This window comes from Halomonas sp. ND22Bw, assembly GCF_003011945.1.
GTDB classification, from domain to species: Bacteria; Pseudomonadota; Gammaproteobacteria; order Pseudomonadales; family Halomonadaceae; genus Halomonas; species Halomonas halophila.
The window spans coordinates 1-266 of record NZ_PXWD01001009.1 but is presented as its reverse complement, the minus strand read 5'-3'; the positions used below and the strand labels follow the sequence as shown (position 1 = coordinate 266).

The 266-nt window shown below is 72.2% G+C and carries 1 pseudogene; it reads left to right on the top strand.

Annotated elements, in window-relative coordinates:
- Positions 1-266, top strand: a pseudogene (locus CVH10_RS21220) (hypothetical protein); the annotation flags it as partial.

The following is a 266-nucleotide window of genomic DNA, read 5'->3' as shown; positions in this document are numbered from 1 at the left end:
CGCGACACCCTGCTCGATACCACCAGCCTCGGCGGCAGCCTGCTGGCCGGCGTGCGCTTCGGTGCCTGCGGTCTCTACGCCAAGTCGGGCCTCGCCGGCTGGCAGGGCAAGGCGGCCAGCGGCCACGCCCCCGAGCGCTCCCAGGGCGGCATGACGCGGGTCAACGGCTTCGGTGCACGGCTCGACTTCGACACCGACTGGGTCAGCCGCCTGGAGGTCGAGCGCGTCGACGACCCCGCGCTCGAACACCTCAACATGATCACCGC